The organism is bacterium, assembly GCA_035530055.1.
In the GTDB taxonomy this organism is placed as follows: Bacteria; UBA6262; WVXT01; order WVXT01; family WVXT01; genus WVXT01.
This window is the reverse complement of sequence record DATKVN010000031.1, coordinates 1-21,301: the sequence shown is the minus strand read 5'-3', so window position 1 is coordinate 21,301 and position 21,301 is coordinate 1. Positions and strand designations below refer to the sequence as shown.

Sequence of the window (21,301 nt, the reverse complement as noted above, 5' to 3'; positions counted from 1 at the left end):
TAAAAATTACGCCCATAAAGGGCTACACTACTCACAACTTTTTAGAGGAAAGCGATAATGATGTATTCATTAGAGGAAAGATTCAGAAAAAGTAAAGGAGTAAGCTGGATAGGTATTTTGGTAAATTTCTTCTTAACCATATTTAAGATATTTGCCGGAATTTGGGGAAGAAGCCAGGCGATGCTTTCCGATGGCTTCCATTCTCTGTCCGATATCTTTGCCAGCATTTTAGCTTTGACCAGTGTGAAAATTTCCGAAAAGCCTGTCGATAAGGAACACCCTTATGGACATGGGAAGGCTGAATCAATAGGAGCACTTTCTATTGGTTTTATATTGTTTGGAATATCCATTGTGCTTTGCTATCGCGCACTAAGTACCGTCTTTTTGAAGATTAGAATTGTACCGGGGCTTTTGCCTCTATGGGCTGCTTTAATTTCCATTTCGGTCAAAGAATTGATGTTCAGACACGCTCATTATATAGGCAAAAAATTCGACAATTTGGCTATTCTGGCCATGGCTCGTGACCACCGTGCTGACGCGATTTCTTCTGTAGCAGCTCTTGTAGGGATAGCAGGTGCCAGACTTGGTTACATTTTCCTCGATCCTCTGGCTGGCTTCATTGTTGCCCTGTTCATTCTTAAGATGGGAATAGACATTTTTCGGCCCTCTTTGAGAGAGCTGATGGACACTTCCCTTCCGGAAGATTTTATCGAGGAAATTAAAAAAGTGACGTTAAGTATAGAAGGAATAAGAGAAATTGATGATGTCAAAACACGGCGCATGGGTTGGAGAAATTCAATTGATCTGAGTGTTCAAATTGACGCCGACCTATCTATAGAAGAAGGACATGGGATTTCCAATAAAATTGAGGAATTGCTACTCCAGAAGTTGAAAAATATTGGTAATATCATGATTCATATAAACCCAGGAATTGAAGGTAAAGAGGAAAAGAATAGAAAGCTGGAAATTATCACCAGGATTTTACAACAGCATTACCAGAAATTTGTAAATTTTCATGATTTATCTATAGTGAGAAGAGGCAATGAAGAACAGGTTTATCTCCATCTTGTCCTGGCGAGTAAAATTAGTGTTGAGCAGGCTCATCGGGTATGCGACCATCTGGAGAAAGATATAAAGAGACAACTGCCTAATTTTAAAGTGCTCATCCACGTAGAGCCTGCATAAGCAAAAGGTAAAAATGGCGAAGATTAATAAATTACGCGAAACCTGGAAAACCAGAACTGGGATTATTCTTGCAGTTGCCGGGTCAGCAGTCGGGCTGGGAAATTTTTTACGTTTTCCCGTCCAGGCAGTACAGAACGGCGGTGGCGCATTTATGATACCATACTTTATCTCTTTTCTCCTCCTGGGGATTCCTTTAATGTGGATAGAGTGGACTGCTGGCAGATTCGGTGGAGGATTTGGCCATGGCACAGCCCCGGGTATTTTCCATTCGATGTGGCAGAAAAACCGTTTCATTAAATATTTTGGTGTAATTGGCATTTTTGGCCCTGTTCTCATTTTCATGTATTATACCTATGTTGAGTCGTGGTTATTGGGCTATGCGTTTTTTTCTATCACCGGGCGATACGCGCAGGCTACATCACAGCCAGCAATGCAATCGTTTCTACAAGGTTACCAGGGGTTACAGACGAATGAGTATTTCCATGGTATTGGCTGGGCATACCTATTTTTCATAATCACATTTTCATTAAACGTGTTTGTAATTTACTATGGCATTCGTAGAGGGATAGAGAAATTGTGTAACTGGGCAATGCCCATACTCCTAATTTGCGGAATTATCCTCGCTGTTCGTGTATTAAGTTTAGGAATACCAAATTTATTAAAACCAGACTGGAACTTACGTAATGGATTGGGATTTCTGTGGAATCCAAATTTTGCCGCTTTAAAGAGCGCCAAGGTCTGGCTTGCTGCTAGTGGTCAGATATTCTTCACTCTCAGTGTGGGAATTGGCGTAATTCTTACTTATGCGAGTTATTTGACTAAACGCGATGATGTTGCTCTTTCCGGATTAACTGCGGCAGCAACAAATGAATTTGCTGAAGTCATTTTGGGTGCAAGCATCGTTATTCCGGCAGCGTTTGTATTTTTTGGTCCTCGGGAGATTGTAAATATTGCTCAAAGTGGAGCCTTCAATTTAGGCTTCGTTACTATGCCCCTGATTTTTCAGAGGATTCCCCTGGGCGCAATCTTTGCTTTTCTGTGGTTTACACTTCTCTTTTTGGCTGGTGTCACCTCCAGCGTTTCTTTAGCCCAGCCGGTGATAAGCTTTTTGGAAGATGAGTTCGATATAACCAGGAAGAAATCAGCAACTATATTCGGAGTAGTTACATTTATTCTCTGCCAACCAGCTATTTTTTTCCTGGGAAAAGGAGTGTTGAACGAACTCGATTTTTGGGGAGGGACATTTTGCCTGGTGCTATTTGCTACTGTTGAGACGATAGTGTTTGCCTGGATTTTTGGTATCGACCGCGCCTGGAAAGAGATTCATCACGGAGCAGATATTGTTATTCCCAAATTTTATAAGTTTATCATTAAGTATATTACTCCCCTATTTTTGCTTTTTATCCTCGGGTTCTGGATAGTTAAGGAAGGATTGCCCATGATAGCAATGAAGAATGTTACTTCAGAGCAGTATCCATACGTTTTGTTCATAAGAGGTTTGATACTAATAATATTTATAGTATTAGCAATGTCTGTAGCATATGCATGGAAGAAAAGAAAAATATTAATTAGGAAAGAAAAATGACAGGTTCGGGTTGGTTTTTTCTGATATTTTCTTGGTCGGTCATATTTCTTCTTTTGATATTCTGTTTCTATCATATTTTAAGAAAGAAATAGATTCTTAAAAATAATTCAAAAATGGTAATTAACCGCCCATCCTATAAATGTGGCGGTTTTTTATCTGGGTTGACAAAGAAATTTAAATGTGATATAAATAAGACGACAATTGATAACAGTCCCCTCACCCTAACCCTCTCCCCTTTGAGGCTGTGTCATAATTAGATTTTTTGTTTGGTAGCCGCAACCTTCAGGTTGCGTTCTCGACGGGGAAATTGCGCAGGCTAAAGCCTGCGACTACCAAAATCAGGGTTACGACACAGCCTCTTTGGGGAGAGGGAAAAAAATACGAAGCAATTTTGCGCCCGTAGCTCAGCTGGATAGAGCGTCGGACTTCGAATCCGCAGGTCGTGCGTTCGAATCGCACCGGGCGTGCCAGATAAGCCAAGGCAATTTTGAATATATCTTTGAAGCATCCCGATTAAAAATTGGGATGCGGATTAGGGGGTTTGGGGGAAATAATCTGATTTCCCCCAAGGGGTCGCTGGAGCGACGAATAAGGAGCTCCGTGTTAGCGACGGACGCGAGACGGTGAGCGCCCCGGAGGACAGAGAGACAAATGTCCAGTGGACATTTGTCGAACGCCAGAGGGGTGAAACCCCTATGGAAGTATTCCCGAAGGGAATATCTTTTTTTGGGCCATTAGCTCAACAGGTAGAGCAACTGCCTCTTAAGCAGGAGGTTGGAGGTTCGATTCCTCCATGGCCCACTTGCCGCGGTGGTGAAATTGGCAAACACGCTAGGCTTAGGACCTAGTCTCCAATTATATGGAGTTGAGAGTTCGAATCTCTCCCGCGGCACCAGGAAAGGGTTAAAATGGCTATGGAAAATTTAAAGGTAGAAATGTCCAAGAAAAGCGAATGTGAGCTTGTTTTCAAAATCGAGATTCCTCAAGTAGAAATAGAAAAGGAAATAGAATTGACATACAACGAGATTCAAAAGGAAGCTGTTATACCCGGTTTCCGTAGAGGAAAGGCGCCGCCTGCTTTTTTGAGGGAGAAATTTAAGTCTCGTTGTCAGGAAACTGTTTTAGAATCGCTCGTCCCAGACGCATTATCTCAGGTGGTAAAAGAGAAAGGAATTGACCCTATTGCTCCGGCAGAGATTTCTGACCTTAAATTCGATTTTGCTAAGCGAGAACCAATATCTTTTCAGGCAACGGTTGAAGTGATACCTCGTTTTGAGCCACGGAATTATAAGAAACTTAAGATAAAAAAAGAGATAAAGGTCACGGGTGATTATGAAGTAGGGGAAAGTCTGAAGGAACTGCAGAAAAGGAATGGACAGATTGTGGTCTCCGGGGATAACGTGGTGGACAGAAAAAGTTATGTAGTAATCGATTATCAAGGATTCGGTAACGGTAAACCCTTGAATGGGCTTCGAGGAGAAAATCAGTTGATAAGCATTGAAAATCCTATTTTTCTCCGGGAGTTTTCTGAAGGATTGATTGGCATGGAAAGAGGCGGAGAGAAAAATGTTGAGGTGAATTTTCCGGATAATTATTTTAATAAGAAGTTGGCGGGGCATAAAGTTCTCTTTAAAGTAAAGGTTAAAGAGATTAAAAAAATGCAATTACCAGAAATTGACGATGCTTTTGCTCAGGGATTAGGAGCTAAATCTTTGAGAGAATTGAAAGAGAAATTGAGGGAAAATTTGATTAGGCTAGAGGAGCATAAAACAAGAGAGGCAATGAGAGAACAGATTATTGACAGGCTAATTGAGAATAACCCTGTGGTGGTTCCTAATTCTCTAGTTGAGAAACAACTCGATTATTTGATTTCAAAGATGAAGACTTACCTTCAGAGTCGCGGGCTTGCTTCGAAAGATATTGGGGCGGATGAGGAAGTCCTGCGGAAGAAATATCGTAACCTTGCAGAAAAACAAGTCCGCAGCACTTTAATTTTTGCCAGGATAGCTGAGAAAGAGAATATCCAGGTCGATTCTAAGGAAATAGAGAAAGAAATAGAGGAGACAATAAAATCAACTAAAGAAAAAGAAGAAGAAATAAAGAGATACTTTTATGAGAACATAGACCAAATCACAAGCAGAATGAGAGAGAATAAAGTATTTGACTTTTTAACAGAAAATGCTAAAATTATAAAAGAGAAGAGGAAATAGATACAAAAAATTCCCCTCTCCCCTTGGGGGAGAGGGTTAGGATGAGGGGGTAATGTATGAAGTTAAAAACTTTCGGACAGTTGATTCCCATGGTGGTTGAGCAGTCACAGAGAGGAGAGAGAGCCTTTGATATTTATTCCCGTCTTTTGAGGGATAGGATTGTATTTTTGGGTACACCTTTAACGGATGAAGTCGCTAATGTGATTATCGCTGAATTGCTGTTTTTGGAGGCAGAAGATCCCGATAAAGACATTTCCTTATACATTAACTGTCCAGGAGGAATAGTAACTGCTGGTCTTGCGGTTTATGATACGATGCAATATGTTAAACCAAGTATCTCTTCGATATGTATGGGTCAGGCAGCCAGTATGGGAGCGCTTCTTCTCGCATCCGGGGCAAAGAAGAAGCGATTTGCCCTGCCCAATTCCCGCATAATGATACATCAACCTCTGGGAGGAGTGCAGGGTCAAGCAACTGATATCGGCATTCAAGCTAAGGAAATTATGCGTATGAAAGCCAAGATGAATGAGCTCCTGGCAAAACATACGGGTCAACCTCTGGCGAAGATAGAGAAGGACACAGACCGCGATTTCTTTATGGAGGCCGAAGAGGCAAAAGCCTATGGCTTAGTTGACGCAGTAATTGAGCAGAGAAAATAAAAGAGATGCTCGGAATTTGGTTTGAATATTATAAATTTAAAAGATAGTTTGTTCATTGCTTGGTCGCGTAGGGGCGACCTTTATGGTCGCCCAAAGGCTTGTCCCCGTAAAGGTTACGCCCATAAAGGGCTACACTACCCATAATGGTTTTGGTAGTGTAGGGGCGACACTCAGTGGTCGCCCGAAAAGGGTTTAATTATGGTTGAACTTATTGATAGAAAAGAATCTTTAAGCTGCGTTTTCTGTGGCAAAAATAAGAATGAAGTGAAAAAACTCATTGGTGGTCATGGAGTCTATATTTGTGATGAATGTATTCGGCTCTCTTACAATTTATTGAACAAAATCGCTATAGAGGAAGAAAAGAAAACCAGGAAAGTTCTACCCAAGCCATATGAAATTAAGGCTATACTGGATGAATATGTTATCGGGCAGGAGAGGGCTAAGAAGTTACTGGCGGTTGCCGTATATAATCATTATCAAAGGGTGGGCCTAGATTCTCTTTTCCCGGTTTCTCGACAAAGAGTTTCTGATGAAGTAGAATTGCAGAAATCGAATATTCTATTGATTGGTCCCACAGGGACGGGAAAGACACTTTTGGCCCAGACTTTGGCTCGCTTGTTAGACGTTCCTTTCGCTATTGTCGATGCCACTGCATTGACTGAAGCTGGTTATGAAAAACGTGCCAAGCCTGCCCGTGCCGTGGCACGGGCCACGGCCAGGGAAAACCCCGATGCTTGCATCGGGGATGAATCCCGCCCCTGCATCAGGGGCTGGATGAATTGGCACAAAAATACGTAGTATTAAGGGAAAATGAAAATATTAAAGGGTTTCAAATATAGACTTTGCCCAACAGAAGAACAAAAGCAATTGCTATTACAACACGGAGGTAGTGCCCGTTTTCTATGGAATTATCTTTTGATGGATAATATTGAATACTATAAACGAACGGGTAAGTTTAAGTTTGCTCATGAAATGGTTGTTTCTATTCCGAAGATAAAAAAAGAATATGATTTCCTTAATCTTTCTTTCTCTCAATCTTTACAAATGGTCGCAAGACAATTAGATAGATCATTGAAAGATTGTTTTAAAAACGGGAAAGGTTTCCCAAAGTTTAAGAAGAAACACAGAGAAAACGATAGTTTCACAGTTCCACAAAAATGGAGATTGGGGAAAGGATTTGTATTTATTCCAAAAATAGGTGAAGTTAAATGGATAAAACATAGACCGCTTCAAGGAGAACCAGAACATATAACAATTACCCAAGATGGAGACCAATGGTATTGTTCTGTAACTTGTGAGGTGGAAATTCCTGATAAAGAAAAAAAAGATGACAATATCGTGGGAATAGACGTTGGATTAAAATCATTTGCTACACTATCTGATGGAACAATAATTGAAAATCCAAAACATTTAATGAAATCAGAAGATAGATTAAAAAAGGAGCAAAAAAAGTTAAGTAGAAAGAAGAAGGGAGGTAAAAATAGATATAAACAGCGAAAGAAAGTTCAAAAGATTCATCGTGAAATTAGGAATGCAAGGTTAGATTTTATTCATAAAATAACCTCGAATATGATAGCCAAGTATTCTGGGTTTGTTTTGGAAGATTTAAACATAAAAGGAATGATGAAAAATCATCATCTTGCTAAGTCTATTGCAGATATATCTTGGCACGAATTTAAAAGGCAGCTTGATTACAAGTCTTTGTGGAACGGTAAGTATTCCATTCAAATAGGAAGACTTGAACCAACAAGTAAAACCTGTAGTAGTTGCGGATATGTTCAGGATATGCCGTTAAATAAGAGAGTTTTTAATTGTTCTAATTGTGGTATTTCTACAGACAGGGATTTAAATGCTTCTAATAACATTTTAAAGATAGGTTTAACCACCGTTGGACGGACGGGAAGTAACGCCTGTGGAGTTGAAGCGTTGGCTTCGACATTGAAGCAGGAAAAAGAATGCTTAGTAAACTAAGCAGAAGCCCCGATGCTTGCGTCGGGGAGCGTCACAAATAAAGAGAAGGAGCCAGTGTTAGTACAAAAGAAAATAGTACAAAAAGGGAGGCTGAATTGATTACACCAGAAAGGCCTAAGAAATCGATTGTCATACCTGATGTCTTACCCCTTCTGCCAGTAAGAGACGTGGTAATCTTCCCTTATATGGTTCTTCCGTTAGCAGTAGGACGGTCTAAATCGATCAAGGCTTTAGAAGAAGCGATGGCCCGAGACCGCTTAATTTTCCTTGTGACTCAGAAAAAGATTCAAACTGAAAACCCGGGAAGGGAAGACGTCCATTCCGTAGGGGTAGTGGCAGAGATTCTCCAGCTTTTAAAGATGCCCGATGGTACGATTAAAATCCTCGTCGAGGGGTTAGAGAGAGCAAAGATTGCAGACTTTATTCCTCAACAGGGATTTATTCAGGTGAGGATTGAGAGGCTTTTAGAAACATATACTCCCAACCAGGAACTTGAGGCTCTGATGCGTAATGCGATAGCCTTATTTGAGAAATATGTGAAATTGAATCGCCGTATTCCCATAGAGACTATAATGTCAGTTTCAAACATCGACGATCCCAGCCGTTTAGCCGATATTATTGCATCTCATATCTCGATTAAAATACTTCAGGAGCAGCTTATTCTGGAAACATGGGATACTAAAAAGAGGCTTACAGAGTTAGCCAAAATTTTGACCGCTGAGAATGATATTCTCTCTATCGAGAAGAAGATTCAGGTGCGGGTGCGTGACCAGATTGAAAAGACACAGAAGGAATACTACCTGCATGAACAGATTAAGGCAATTAAAAAAGAACTGAAAGAAACAGATGACTACCAAAAAGAAGTAAGTGAACTGAGAGAGAAAGTCAGAAAATCTAAGGCACCTCCAGAGGTAGCAAAACAGGCAGAGAAAGAAATTTCTCGTCTGGAGAAAATGATGCCTTTCTCTCCAGAGGCCACGGTAATTAGGACCTATCTGGACTGGATAATTGGAGTACCCTGGGCTATCAGTACCAAAGACCATCTGGATCTTAAAAGAGCTGAGAAGATTTTGGACGAAGACCATTATGGTTTGGATAAAGCCAAGGAAAGGATAGTGGAATATTTAGCTGTTTGTAAGTTAACAAAAAAGTTGAAGGGACCAATTATCTGTTTTGTCGGTCCGCCAGGTACGGGTAAGACTTCTCTAGGCCGTTCGATTGCCCGTGCTTTGGGTCGCAAGTTCATTCGTATGTCATTGGGAGGGATACGCGATGAGGCTGAGATTCGTGGCCACCGCAGGACATATATTGGTGCTCTGCCCGGGAGGATAATTCAGTCACTAAGTAAGATAAAATCGAGAAACCCTGTATTTCTACTCGATGAAGTGGATAAGATGGGTCAGGATTTTAGAGGCGATCCAGCAGCGGCTCTTTTAGAAGTTCTCGATCCCGAACAGAACAACACTTTTTCCGATCACTATTTAGAGGTGGAATTTGATTTATCCGATGTAATGTTTATTACCACTGCTAATACTCTGTACACAGTTCCGCCTTCTTTAGCTGATCGAATGGAGGTTATTAAGTTCCCCGGGTATACGAAAGAAGAGAAGATTAAGATTGCCCAAAAATTTCTCGTGCCGAAACAGGTCAGGGAAAATGGGTTAAGTTCGGACAAATTAGTTATATCGGAACGAGCCTTAAATTTGATAATCCGCGATTACACCCTGGAGGCGGGAGTAAGAAACCTGGAAAGAGAGATAGCAAATGTCTGTCGTAAGGTAGCCAAAGAGTTAGCCTCAGTGAAGGGCAGAAAAGATATAAAAATTACTGCAAAAAACCTTCACCGTTATTTGGGCATTCCCAAGTACCACAGGGAGAAACCGGGACAGAATGAAGTGGGCGTAGCCACTGGACTTGCCTGGACAGAAGTGGGGGGAGATATTCTTTCTATTGAAGTTTCAATTATGAAAGGTAAAGGTAATCTCACCCTTACCGGGAAACTGGGGGAGGTGATGAGGGAATCTGCTCAGGCAGCGCTTTCTTATGTTAGGTCTAATGCTGGTAAGTTAGGTTTACCCTCGGATTTTTACAAGGATATAGAAATTCACATTCACGTCCCCGAGGGTGCGATTCCTAAGGACGGTCCATCGGCAGGGATTACTATGGCAGTTGCTTTAACTTCAGCATTAACCAATAGGCCGGTTAAGAAAGATGTGGCTATGACTGGAGAGATAACTCTAAGAGGGCGGATTTTATCCGTAGGTGGATTTAAAGAGAAGATGCTGGCAGCTCATAGGTCGGGAATAAAGACAGTTATCTTTCCCCGGGAAAATGAGAGGAACCTGAAAGAGATTCCCAAAGAGATCAAGAATAAAATGAAGTTCATACCAGTTAAGAATGTAGATGAAGTATTTAGGATAGCTTTAGTTGCCCGGGAAAAGAGAAAAGCAAAGATAACCAGACGGAAGAGATTGGGCCGTCTACCATTGGGTCAAAGGTTGCCAGGACTACAAGCAAAAGAAAAAACAGAATGGGAAAACAAAAGAGAGAACTAGGAATCGAGAACTAAGATTTGCCTCTTTAGAAATTTTGTTGTGCTCTGGGGGATATTTCCAGCGGGGCAAAAAAGTATTTGCTTTTGGGTGATCTTAGTTTAAGTTCTTAGTTCTTGATTTTTATCTAGGGAGAAGAAAATGAAAAAGTATCTTTTAACGCCAGGTCCTACTCCTGTTCCGGAAAGAGTACTTTTAGCATCAGCTCAGCCAATTATCCATCACCGCACTCCGGAGTGCGGTCAGGTTCTTTCTGAAGACATAGAAGGGCTGAAATACGTATTTCAAACAAAAAATGACCTTTTCATTTTTGCAGCTTCGGGAACCGGGGCGATGGAGGCCTGCGTGGTCAACCTCCTCTCTCCGCAAGACAAAGTTCTAATTGTTAACACTGGTGCATTTGGTAGAAGATGGGTAGATATTACTAAGTTATTTGGAGTTGAACCAGAAGTTATTGAATATCCCTGGGGTAGAGTAGCTAAGCCCAAGGATGTGGAGAAGAAACTAAAGGAGATACCGGGGATTAAAGCTGTATTTACACAAAGCACAGAGACCTCAACCGGTGTGGTTAACGATATCCAGACAATTGGTAAGATAGTGGCAGAAACTGAGGCTGTCCTGGTGGTCGATGCGGTGAGCGGGTTAGGGGGACAGGAGCTGAACACCGATGAGTGGAATGTAGATGTGGTAGCTGGTGGCTCTCAGAAAGGACTGATGCTCCCTCCAGGATTGGCTTTTGTCAGTATCAGCCAGAAGGCATGGAAACTTGTAGAAAATTCTAAATTGCCGAAGTTTTACTGGGACTTTAAGGCATATAAGAAGTTTCTCGACGAGAAAAAACAGACGCCCTATACTTCGGCAGTAGGCTTGTTGTTGGGATTGCAGGAAGCTTTGAGAATGATAAAAGAGGAAGGGCTGGAGCAAATCTTACGGCGCCATGCAATAATGGCTTCTGCTACAAGAAAGGGAGTGGAGGCAATGGGTCTGGAGCTCTTCGCAGAGGCTCCCTGTAACGTGGTTACAGCAGTCAAAGTTCCGGAAGGAGTTGATGGGGTGCGGCTGGTTAAAATGATGCGTGACGAGTATGGAGTGGGAATTGCTGGTGGTCAAAGAGAATATAAAGGTAAGATTTTCCGCATAGCCCATCTGGGTTATATGGATAGATTTGATGTAATCATCGGGCTTTCCGCTCTGGAAATAGCATTGAGTAAATTAGGATATAAATTCGAGGTAGGGAAAGGCATAGCTGCGGCAGAGAAAGAATTCCTGAAATAAGGAGTAGCAGACTTTAGTCTGCGTTCAAAAGGAGGTTTCCGTGAAGGTATTGGTTAGTGACAAATTAGCGGAAGAAGGTATAGAGTTATTGAGGAAAAGCCCCGATATAACAGTTGATGTGAAACTCAAACTGGAATTGCAGGAGTTGCTAAAGCACATTGGCGAGTACGATGCTCTTCTTGTGCGCAGTACAACTAAGGTGACAAAAGAGGTAATTGACGCAGCAAAGAATTTAAAAGTCATTGGAAGAGCAGGAGTGGGAGTGGACAATATCGATGTTGAGGCGGCAAGTAAAAGGGGCATCCTGGTAATGAATACGCCCGGTGGAAATACCATTTCTGCAGCAGAACATACAATGAGCATGCTCTTAGCATTATCCCGCTGTATTCCCCAGGCTAACATATCCCTGAAGAGTAAGCAGTGGGAAAAGAAAAAATTCTTAGGAACCGAAATTTTCAAAAAGACCCTGGGTATAATCGGCCTGGGCAGAATCGGAGGTGAAGTTGCAAAAAGGGCACAGTCTTTCGGGATGGAGATAATAGCTTATGACCCCTATATTTCTAAGGCCCATGCGCGAGAGATTGGCGTTAAATTGGTCAGTTTTCCGGAACTTATTAAACAGGCAGACTACATAACAATTCATATTCCGTCAACTTCTGAAACTAAACACATAATTAATAAAGAAACTATCAATCAGATGAAAGAAGGAGTGAGGATTATAAATTGTGCTCGTGGGGGAATCATAGATGAAGCTGCCTTAGCAGAAGCAGTGAAGTCAGGTAAGGTTGGTGGGGCAGCTCTCGATGTTTTTGAGAAGGAACCACCTTTTGACAGTCCCGTTCTGGGTTTAGAGAATATAATTGTTACACCGCATTTAGGAGCTTCAACCGAAGAGGCTCAGATTAATGTGGCAAGAGATATTGCTCTGCAAGTTTTAGATTTCCTTAAGAAAGGCATTGTTCGCAATGCAGTCAATATGCCAGAATTAGATTCTGAGAAAATGAAAACTTTAGGTCCCTATATTGACCTTTGCGAGAAATTAGGAAGGTTACAGGCACAGATAAGTGAGGGAGGGTTTACTCAGATTGGAGTCCAATACTCAGGAGAGATTCTCCGTCACGAGATTGAGCCTTTAACCCTTGCCCTGCTTAAGGGGCTTCTGGAGCCAGTTTTGGAAAGGGAAGTCAATTTTATCAACGCTCCTTTAATTGCCGAGGAGAGAGGGATTAAAGTTACCGAGTCTAAAGTGAGCAAAGTGGAAGATTTTGCCAACTTAATAGTAGTCCAGACAATGACAGAAAAAGGGGAGAATATAGTTGCCGGGACTCTTTTGGGGAAGAAGGAACCTCGTCTGGTAAGGATTGGCGAGTTTGATTTGGACGTTATTCCTGAAGGGTATATGTTACTCTGTTCAAATCTGGACAAGCCGGGAGTAATTGGTAAAATAGGAACGATTTTAGGAAATAGAAAGATTAATATAGCGGCAATGCAAGTGGGGAGAAAAATAGTTGGTGGAAAAGCACTAACTATCATCAATGTAGATTGTGATGTTTCAAAAGAGGTTTTAAAAGAGATAGAGGGGATATCGGAAATTGTGGAAGTAAAAATGGTAAATCTCTAACCCAAAGAGAATCCTCCTCACTCTGACCCTCCCCCTTTTGGGGAGAAGAAAAAGGAAAGAGGATAACAGTCCTGATTTTAATCGGGACGCTTGGGGGCCCCGATTTCCAATCGGGACACTTGAGAGGATTTCACGGAGTGGAAGCCGATGAGCCGGTAGCTCAGCTAGGTAGAGCAGCGGCCTTTTAAGCCGTTGGTCGCGCGTTCGATTCGCGCTCGGCTCATAAAATAAAACAGACGAAACCCCGAATCTGCTGGCAAATGAATGAGGAATTATTAAAATCGTATTGTCAGGCGTACAAGGCAAGAGAAGATGAGCAGTGAACACCAGAATATTAAAGCTTACAGGATTACATTTATTTCTATATTAGCAGTACTTACTATCTTTCGTTTAATCTATGCTCGGCTCCTGCCTCTCTCTGCTGATGAAGTTTATTTCTGGCAATGGTCTCGCCATCTTGATTTATCTTATTATGAGCATCCTCCTATGACCGGGATTATTGTAGCTCTTTTTACTTTGTTTAAAAGCACAGTACTTACAATAAGATTGGCTCCTATAGTTTTAATTTTAGGGACAACGATTCTTGTTTATCTTTTGGCCAAGGAGATGTTTCAGGATGAGAGGGTAGCTTTCTGGTCGGGTCTTCTGGTAAATATTGCCCCCATCTTTGCTGTAGGAGCTATTATTACAAGTACAGATGCTCCTCTGGGAATCTTCTGGATGCTTACTCTTTATTCTGTTTATAAAGCGACAAATTCCCAGAAGCAATACTGGTGGTGGCTTTCTGGATTAGCTCTGGGTTTTTCGTTTCTTACGAAATTTATCTCTATTTACATTCCCATTTCAGTATTTTTATTTTTATTATTCTCTAAAGAAAAGAGAAAATGGCTACTGCGTAAAGAACCGTATTTAGCACTTCTCCTGTCGCTTCTGGTGTTCAGTCCTGTTATCATCTGGAATGCTTCCAGAGGCTGGGTAACATTTAAGTATAATTTAGGAATGAGATATATGTCTGGTGACGCTTCACTCAAGTTTAAATATTTTCTTGAATACTTTGGAGGTCAATCTTTTATCCTCTCACCATTTCTATTTATAGGTTGCCTGGCAGGCATAATTCATAGCGCATATAGAGGATTTAAACATAATGATGATAGGCATCTTTTTCTGTTCTTTACTTCCACAGTGATTCTCTTGATGTTCGGGATATATAGCTGGTTTGACCGTGTAGCTCCACACTGGGTGGCTTACGGTTATCTTACAGCCCTTATAGCTGTTGCAGTATTATTTTTTGGGCGGGAGAGAAAAAAGTTTTATCGAACCTTATGGATTGCAATTATCTCTTTTGCAATTTTTATGACGGTTTTTATACATGCTGTACCTGTTTATCCAAAAATTCTTACATCAATTGTAAAGAGTAAAAAAGGCGGCCCAAAGAGATTAACAGTGTTTCTTTCTGGCTGGATGAAGGATTTGGGTGAAAAAGTAAGCATGATAAAAAAAGAGATGCCCGAAGATACATTCATATTATGCAGGGGTTATGCTTTAGCAAGTTATGTGGCTTTTTATACTGATGGCCAATGTGAGACTTATTCAATAGGTCAGAGCACTCCCCATGGCCATTCTTATCGATACTGGTCAGATTTCGATTCTCTTATTGGAAAGGATGCTATTTTTGTTAAAGGAGGAGAGAAAGAAGACGGCTATATTAAAAAGTTAAGCCCTGCTTTTGATGAGATTAAAAAAGAGCCTGTTTTTAAAGTTACCAGAAATGGTGAAGTTATAAAGGAATTTTCTATCTGGCGTTGCTATAATTTTAAAGGGTTTGAAGAGAAGGTGGGTTCAATAAATTGAACCCCAATAGTAATTGTAGGGGCTCAATTCATTGAGCCCGTTATTTCTGATTAAAAAGTTTATGTATGAATAAATCAAAGGTTGCTGTCTTAAAAACTACTCCGGAAACTGCGCTCCAGGACATACAGCGGCTGGTAAGAACGGCAGATTTTGAAGATGCGCTTCCCAAAGATAAGACAACTATTTTAAAGGATAATATATCGTGGCACTTCCCTTATATTAGTGCCAATACTACTCCATGGCAGCTAGAAGGGACAATCCGGGCATTAATTAGTGCTGGTTATAAGGACATCACTGCAGTCCATAATAATACAGTGGTCACCAATGCTTACAAGGGGCAGGTAATGAATAAACTTGCCCCTATCTACAAAAAGTACCAGATAGAGGAAAGATACAATTTTATCCCCGAGGATATCCAGTGGATTGACTATAAGCCAAAAACGAGAATGAGGGTACTGGACAAAGTTTATCCTGAAGGTATTAAGGTACCTGAATACTTTATTGGCAAAAATATTATACATCTGCCCACAGTAAAGACCCATATATATACTACGACAACGGGGGCAATGAAAAACGCTTTTGGTGGACTTTTGAACACAAAGAGGCATTATACCCATTGTGTTATCCACGAAACTCTTGTTGACCTACTGGCTATCCAGAAAGAGATTCACACAGGTATCTTTGCTGTGATGGACGGCACTATATGTGGAAGTGGCCCGGGACCAAGGACAATGACACCTGTAGAAAAGGACTATATCCTTGCAAGCAGTGATAGTGTAGCCATAGATGCTGTTTCAGCTAAGATGATGGGCTTTGACCCTATGACTATACCATATATACGTATGGCTCACGAAGATGGCCTGGGTGCAGGAAGAATTCAGGAAATAGAAGTTGTGGGAGAGGATATCTCAAATGTAAACTTTTCCTTCTCCGTAGGAGACAATCTTGCAAGCAAGGTGGGTGATTTGTTCTGGTTTAGTCCACTAAAGATATTCCAGAGGCTGCTTTTCAGGACACCTCTTGTTTATCTATTTGTCTTTGGTTCATTTCTTTATCATGATTATATATGGTGGCCGGTAAAAGGAAAGAAGATTCAGAAGCGTAAAGTTTTAAATACAAAATGGGGCAGGCTTTTTAAGAGTTATCCCAGTTAGCACATAATTTGCACAGCTATTTGTTTGAAGGTGACCAATGATAAAAAATTATGTAAAGTTAATAAGACCAAACCATTGGGTAAAGAATCTGTTTTTGTTTCTACCATTATTGTTCGGCTTGCAGATGTTCACTCCTGAAAGGTTACTAATTGCTAGTGTAGCATTTATTAGTTTTTGTTTTGCTGCAAGTAGTATGTATGTATTTAATGACATCATGGATTTACAAGGTGACAGATTCCACCCCATAAAAAAACATCGTCCATTAGCTTCTGGAGAAATAAATGTCTCTACTGCGTACCTAATTTTTATTGTTTTAGCCTTAATGAGCCTATTCCTGGGCTTTTTTACTAACATAGGGTTTGTATTTGTAGTACTAACATATATAGGAATTAATATACTTTATTCTGTTTATCTTAAGAATATTGTTATCATAGATGTATTTATAATAGCGTTAGGATTTGTATTGCGAATAGTAGCTGGCTCTGTTGCTACAGATATATATATGTCAAAATGGATACTATTATGTGGTTTTATGCTTGCTCTTTTTTTAGGGTTTACCAAAAGAAGAGCAGAAATAGTAGAATTGGGAGAAGGTTTTGTTTCTCATAGAGCAGTATTGTCCCATTATAGCCCATATTTTTTAGATACTATGATAAATATAGTAAATTCTTTAACTGTTATTACTTACTTATTTTATACAATAGACTCAGAAACCACTGCTAAATTTGGAAATAAGTTATTTCTATCGTTGCCAATAGTTTTATATGGTATTTTTAGGTACCAATATCTTGTTTATCACAAAAAAGAAAGCAGTAGTCCCACAGAAAATTTCCTTACAGATATTCCGTTATTATTTACTGTTATAATCTGGGCGGTTTTTTGTGGCGCAATAATTTTTTTCAAAATTCGGTAGTCGCAGACTTCAGTCTGCGTTAGTAGTTGTCCCCGTCGACTAGTGGTTAGGTCACCACTCTTTCAAGGTGGCAGCAGGGGTTCGAATCCCCTCGGGGACGCCAGAAATAAGGGCGGTTAGCTCAGCGGGAGAGCATCTCCCTTACAAGGAGGGGGTCGCAGGTTCAAATCCTGCACCGCCCACCAAATAAAGATACGGGGACGTAGTTCAGCCTGGTTTAGAATGCCGGCCTGTCAAGCCGGAGATCGCGGGTTCAAATCCCGTCGTCCCCGTTAATAGGGACAGCGACCATTTTTAATAGAACCTAAACTAACCGGAGCAGAATTTTATTATGCCGCGTATTGCAAGAGTAGTCGCAGTCGGTTTACCTCACCATATTACTCAAAGAGGAAACTACGGACAAGATGTGTTTGTAGATGACGCGGACTATTTGAAATACAGTGAGTGGTTACAGGAGTACACCACCAAATATGGACTTTCTATATTGGCATATTGTTTAATGCGGAACCACGTTCATTTTATAGTCATTCCCAAAAAAGAAGATTCACTCTCCCACACATTTAATACCGCTCATATGCGCTACTCACAATATTTCAATAAGAGGCAAAATGCAAAAGGGCATTTATGGCAGGGACGTTTTTATTCCTGTATTTTGGACGAACCGCATTTCGTTGCGGCTTTGAGGTATGTAGAAAGAAACCCTGTAAGAGCAAAACTGGTGGAAAAAGCTTGGCAGTGGAAGTGGTCGAGTGCTGCATTTCATATAAATATAGGTTATTCGCTAATCAAATTAGAGGATATATCCAAGTTCATAAATATGTCCTTCGATTCCTGGAAAGGATGTATAGGCTCAGAAGAAGACGAAAAATTCACTGAGAACATAAGGAAACATACGCTAACAGGTCGGCCGCTGGGAACACTCACATTTACCCAGGAACTGGAGAAAAAATTTAGAAGAAGACTACTCGTTCTACCAAGGGGGAGACCGAAAAAGCAGGGAAAATAAATGGTCGCTGTCCCTATTTACCTATTTAAAGGAGGAAAAACAAATGGAAGAGAAAGAAGTGGATTTGAGAGATTACATCAATATGGTAAGGAAAAGGTGGAAGATTATTTTAATTATTTTCTTAGTTTTTACAATAACGAGCGGAGTGGTGAGTTTCCTTTTGCCCAGGGCTTACGAATCCACAGCAATGGTCAAGATTGGGATAATGAGAAGCAAACTATTGGAGGAACCCTCCACAACTATAGAGATTTTTAAGACGGGACCGGTATTGGAAGAAGTAGCAAAAGAACTCAATGTTCTTACCACACAGGAGAAATTAGGGCAATTAGCTTCAAAGATAAAGATGAAGGAAAAATCCGGGTTTTTGGAGATAAAGGGAAGGGGGGAAACCCCAGAGGAAGCTCTGAAATTGGTAAATGGAGTGACTACGGTTCTTCTGAACAGGCACGAGCAGATTTTTGAACGAGCGAAAGTAATTCTGGAAGAATATTTTGCTTCTGGCAAGAAACGTTTGTTCGAGATAGAAAAAGAGATTAATATGCTCCAGAAGAAAATAGACGAACTTGTAGCCGCCAATTCGGATGCAAAAGCAATGCTTGCTCGAGGATATATGGATAGCCTGGAGAAAGGCCGTGACAGGTATGAAAGACTTCAGGTAGAACTCAGAGAGAAAAAGATGGAGGAATCCTATGGTACCGTTAGCACAGAGTTGGTAATTCCTCCTGCGACTCCTGATAGGCCAATCGGACCTAAAAAGAAGCAGAACATCCTGATTGCCGGAATTTTAGGCTTGTTCGTTGGATTTGTTTCTGCAGCCGTAGTCGAATATTTTAAGAAGCCCGCGACAGTTCATTAAATCGCAGCTTTATTTAGGAAATTAAATGAAAGCGCTTATCTTGAGCGGTGGAAGAGGTACCCGCCTTCGTCCCATTACCCATACCAGTGCTAAACAGCTCCTGCCAGTAGCCAACAAACCAATCCTTTTCTATGGAATTGAAGCGGTAAAAGAGGCAGGAATTAAAAATGTTGGCATTGTTGTAGGTGAAACGAAGAATGAGATAAGAGATGCTGTGGGGAGAGGAAAGAAGTGGGGAATTAATGTCACCTATATTGAGCAGGACAAGCCCCTGGGGTTGGCGCATGCTGTTAAGATTTCTCAAGATTTTATAGGAAATGACAACTTTGTTATGTATCTGGGAGATAATCTGATCAAGGATGGCATTACCTCTTTAGTAAAGGAATTTGAGAAAACGAGACCCAATGCCCAGATTCTATTGGCTCGTGTTCCCCATCCTGAACAGTTCGGTGTCGTTGAATTGAAAGGTAGAAAAGTCTTACGGCTGGTAGAGAAGCCAAAGAAGCCAAAGAGCAATCTGGCTCTGGTCGGTGTTTATATGTTTGATAAGAATATCTTTAAAGCTGTGAATAATATTAAACCTTCCTGGCGTAACGAATTAGAGATTACAGATGCCATCCAGTATCTTATTGACCATAATTTTACTGTCCGCCCACACATTATCACCGGCTGGTGGAAAGATACAGGAAAGTTAGAGGACATTTTAGAGGCTAACAGGATTCTCTTGGACGATTTAAAGAGCCATGTGAAAGGTAAGGTAGATAAGGAATCGGAATTATTCGGAAAAGTAAGGATTGAGAAGGGAGCCGAGGTTAGAAAAAGCGTCATCAGGGGACCGGTAATTATTGGCGAGAATAGCAGAATAGTTAACTCCTATATTGGACCTTTCACCTCAGTATACTTCAAAGTAACTATTGAAAATAGCGAGGTCGAACACAGCATTATTCTTGAGAACAGTAAAATCAGAGATATTAGAAGAATTGAGGACAGCTTAGTAGGGCAAAATGTTGAAATATTGAAGTCGAAAGCAAAACCATCTGCTTATAGAATTATGGTAGGCGACTCCAGCCGCGTCGAAGTCACGTAGAGACTAGGTTTTTTTGGAGTCCTCCCGAAAGGGAGGGGAAGACCCTGCTTTCGCAAGGAATCCAGAGTTTTGGAGTAGCGAAACTTGTTTCGCGTTAACGCACCGCAAGCGGTGCTACTCCAATTATTTGGAATCCTCCCGAAAGGGAGGTCATAGAGGAGGAGTTGTGATTGAAGGATTGGAAATAAAGAAATTAGATGTTCACGAAGACGAGAGAGGATCTCTATTTGAGATTCTCCGGTCGGATGAACCAATGTTTATGAAGTTTGGACAGGTCTACATAAGCAAAGGTAAACCTGGTTGGGTCAAGGGATGGCACTACCATAAGAAACAATGGGACCATTTTTGTGTGATTAAGGGTAGGGCGCGAATCGTCCTCTTCGATAATCGGCAGGACTCGAAAACATTTGGAGAAATTGGAGAATACGAGGTGGGAGGGAATAATTTGATGGTTCTGAAAGTTCCTCCCCTGGTAGTCCATGGATTTGAGTGCCTTGGTGAAGAAGATTGTTGGCTTCTGAATGTTCCGGACCAGGTATATAATCGAGAGAACCCGGATGAATATAGAATTCCTTTAAACGACCCTTCCATCCCTTATGAGCGGTGGAAAACCAGGAAAGGTTGGTAGAGGATATGCGTTTACTGGTGACCGGTGGAGCAGGTTTTATCGGTTCTAACTTCATCAGACACATTATAAAAAAATATCCCCAATATAAAATTATCAATCTAGATAAACTCGCCTATGCGGGGAATTTAGATAATTTGAAAGAAATAGAGAGTAATTCCAACTATACCTTTGTTAAAGGAGATATTTGCGACAGAAAAATCGTTGATGAGTTGTCAAAAAATGCTGAGGCAATAGTAAACTTTGCCGCTCAATCCCATGTAGACAGGTCAATAATTGATGCTTCAGACTTCCTCCGGACTAACATAGATGGAACTCATAATCTCCTGGAAGCAACCAAAAGACACAATATCTCTCGGTTTATACAAATTTCAACTGATGAAGTCTACGGTTCGATTGAGAAGGGCTCATTTAAAGAGACAAGCCCTTTGAGCCCGAGTAGTCCATACGCTGCTTCTAAAGCTGCTGCAGATATGGTCGTTCATTCATATCGGGTCACCTTCAATTTACCAACCATTGTCGCTCGTAGTACCAACAACTTTGGTCCCTACCAGTATCCCGAAAAGATAATTCCCCTATTTATAACGAATGCCCTGGAAGATAAACCACTTCCCCTTTATGGCGATGGAATGAATGTAAGAGATTGGCTCTATGTTATCGATAACTGTGAGGCAATCGATTTGATTCTACATAAAGGTAAAGAAGGGGAAATCTACAATATTGGCGGTGGCAATGAATTAAAAAATATTGA

General features: G+C 40.9%; 17 protein-coding genes and 7 tRNA genes. All 24 read left to right on the top strand.

Features of this window, described 5'->3' with window-relative positions:
• The first annotated feature begins 57 nt into the window (after positions 1-57).
• Positions 58-1,185: a cation-efflux pump gene (locus VMW39_03150; protein ID HUW23008.1), complete on the top strand. Its 1,128-nt coding sequence runs from the start codon at positions 58-60 to the stop codon at positions 1,183-1,185.
• A 13-nt stretch (positions 1,186-1,198) separates the two neighbouring features.
• Positions 1,199-2,770: a sodium-dependent transporter gene (locus VMW39_03145; protein HUW23007.1), complete on the top strand. Its 1,572-nt coding sequence runs from the start codon at positions 1,199-1,201 to the stop codon at positions 2,768-2,770.
• Between the two features lie 393 nt (positions 2,771-3,163).
• Positions 3,164-3,240 (top strand) — tRNA-Arg (locus tag VMW39_03140).
• A gap of 258 nt (positions 3,241-3,498) precedes the next feature.
• Positions 3,499-3,571 (top strand) — tRNA-Lys (locus VMW39_03135).
• Positions 3,572-3,574: 3 nt separating this feature from the next.
• Positions 3,575-3,665, top strand: a tRNA-Leu gene (locus VMW39_03130).
• 13 nt (positions 3,666-3,678) lie between these two features.
• Entirely contained in the window at positions 3,679-4,980 is a 1,302-nt protein-coding gene (gene tig, locus VMW39_03125; protein HUW23006.1) for a trigger factor, read from the top strand.
• Between the two features lie 56 nt (positions 4,981-5,036).
• Positions 5,037-5,639: an ATP-dependent Clp endopeptidase proteolytic subunit ClpP gene (gene clpP / locus VMW39_03120; GenBank protein ID HUW23005.1), complete on the top strand. Its 603-nt coding sequence runs from the start codon at positions 5,037-5,039 to the stop codon at positions 5,637-5,639.
• 198 nt (positions 5,640-5,837) lie between these two features.
• Positions 5,838-6,437, top strand: coding sequence for a ClpX C4-type zinc finger protein (locus tag VMW39_03115; protein ID HUW23004.1), 600 nt, complete (start codon positions 5,838-5,840; stop codon positions 6,435-6,437).
• 12 nt (positions 6,438-6,449) lie between these two features.
• Positions 6,450-7,610, top strand: a complete 1,161-nt coding sequence (locus tag VMW39_03110; protein ID HUW23003.1) for a transposase — start codon at positions 6,450-6,452, stop codon at positions 7,608-7,610.
• A 95-nt stretch (positions 7,611-7,705) separates the two neighbouring features.
• On the top strand, positions 7,706-10,165 hold the full coding sequence (gene lon, locus VMW39_03105) for an endopeptidase La (protein ID HUW23002.1): 2,460 nt from the start codon (positions 7,706-7,708) through the stop codon (positions 10,163-10,165).
• A gap of 138 nt (positions 10,166-10,303) precedes the next feature.
• Positions 10,304-11,437: an alanine--glyoxylate aminotransferase family protein gene (locus VMW39_03100; protein HUW23001.1), complete on the top strand. Its 1,134-nt coding sequence runs from the start codon at positions 10,304-10,306 to the stop codon at positions 11,435-11,437.
• A 40-nt stretch (positions 11,438-11,477) separates the two neighbouring features.
• A complete protein-coding gene (gene serA / locus VMW39_03095) occupies positions 11,478-13,058 on the top strand; it encodes a phosphoglycerate dehydrogenase (protein ID HUW23000.1) in 1,581 nt (526 codons plus the stop codon).
• A 149-nt stretch (positions 13,059-13,207) separates the two neighbouring features.
• Positions 13,208-13,281 (top strand) — tRNA-Lys (locus tag VMW39_03090).
• Positions 13,282-13,370: 89 nt separating this feature from the next.
• On the top strand, positions 13,371-14,909 hold the full coding sequence (locus VMW39_03085) for a glycosyltransferase family 39 protein (GenBank protein HUW22999.1): 1,539 nt from the start codon (positions 13,371-13,373) through the stop codon (positions 14,907-14,909).
• Positions 14,910-14,974: 65 nt separating this feature from the next.
• Complete coding sequence (locus VMW39_03080; GenBank protein ID HUW22998.1) at positions 14,975-16,063, top strand: DUF362 domain-containing protein; 1,089 nt, start codon at positions 14,975-14,977, stop codon at positions 16,061-16,063.
• Between the two features lie 37 nt (positions 16,064-16,100).
• Positions 16,101-16,976: a decaprenyl-phosphate phosphoribosyltransferase gene (locus tag VMW39_03075; protein ID HUW22997.1), complete on the top strand. Its 876-nt coding sequence runs from the start codon at positions 16,101-16,103 to the stop codon at positions 16,974-16,976.
• A gap of 28 nt (positions 16,977-17,004) precedes the next feature.
• Positions 17,005-17,079: transfer RNA gene (locus VMW39_03070), tRNA-Glu, on the top strand.
• 7 nt (positions 17,080-17,086) lie between these two features.
• Positions 17,087-17,161 (top strand) — tRNA-Val (locus tag VMW39_03065).
• Between the two features lie 11 nt (positions 17,162-17,172).
• Positions 17,173-17,248: transfer RNA gene (locus VMW39_03060), tRNA-Asp, on the top strand.
• Positions 17,249-17,307: 59 nt separating this feature from the next.
• Entirely contained in the window at positions 17,308-17,982 is a 675-nt protein-coding gene (locus VMW39_03055; GenBank protein ID HUW22996.1) for a transposase, read from the top strand.
• A 43-nt stretch (positions 17,983-18,025) separates the two neighbouring features.
• Entirely contained in the window at positions 18,026-18,838 is an 813-nt protein-coding gene (locus VMW39_03050; GenBank protein HUW22995.1) for a Wzz/FepE/Etk N-terminal domain-containing protein, read from the top strand.
• Between the two features lie 25 nt (positions 18,839-18,863).
• On the top strand, positions 18,864-19,925 hold the full coding sequence (locus VMW39_03045) for a glucose-1-phosphate thymidylyltransferase (GenBank protein HUW22994.1): 1,062 nt from the start codon (positions 18,864-18,866) through the stop codon (positions 19,923-19,925).
• Positions 19,926-20,091: 166 nt separating this feature from the next.
• Positions 20,092-20,553: a dTDP-4-dehydrorhamnose 3,5-epimerase family protein gene (locus tag VMW39_03040; protein ID HUW22993.1), complete on the top strand. Its 462-nt coding sequence runs from the start codon at positions 20,092-20,094 to the stop codon at positions 20,551-20,553.
• Between the two features lie 5 nt (positions 20,554-20,558).
• Positions 20,559-21,301: dTDP-glucose 4,6-dehydratase (gene rfbB / locus VMW39_03035; GenBank protein ID HUW22992.1), on the top strand; the 743-nt coding region annotated here is incomplete at its 3' end.